1 protein-coding gene is annotated in these 507 nt (G+C 61.5%); it reads right to left on the bottom strand.

Translation table 11 applies throughout. The features are described from left to right. On the bottom strand, window positions 1-507 hold a 507-nt coding region (locus tag FK529_RS19890; protein ID WP_158635166.1), incomplete at both ends, for a methionine adenosyltransferase domain-containing protein.

Below are 507 nucleotides of genomic sequence, written 5' to 3'. Positions count from 1 at the left end.
CCGCATTCTTCGCCACCCACCGCATCGCATACGCCGCCGAACGATCCACCTTCGACGGATCCTTCCCCGAAAACGCACCACCACCGTGCCGCGCCATACCCCCATAGGTATCCACGATGATCTTGCGACCCGTCAACCCCGCATCACCCATCGGCCCACCCAACACGAACTTCCCGGTCGGATTCACCAACAACCGCACCTCGGAAGTATCCAAACTCGGCAGCCCCAGATCCGCGATCACCGTATCCAACACCTGCGCCCGCAGATCCGGCGCCAACATCGCATCAAGGTCGATATCCGCCGCATGCTGACTGGAGATCACCACCGTATCCAACCGAACCGGCCGCTCCCCCACATACTCGATCGTCACCTGCGTCTTACCATCCGGACGCAGATACGGCAACGCACCGCTCTTACGCACCTCCGTCAGCCGACGCGAGAGCCGATGCGCCAACGAAATCGGCAACGGCATCAACTCCGGCGTATCCGAACACGCATAGCCGAACA

It is taken from the genome of Tsukamurella asaccharolytica (genome assembly GCF_007858435.1).
In the GTDB taxonomy this organism is placed as follows: domain Bacteria; phylum Actinomycetota; class Actinomycetes; order Mycobacteriales; family Mycobacteriaceae; genus Tsukamurella; species Tsukamurella asaccharolytica.
The sequence above is the reverse complement of the archived record's forward strand: the minus strand, read 5'-3'. Positions and strand labels throughout refer to the sequence as shown.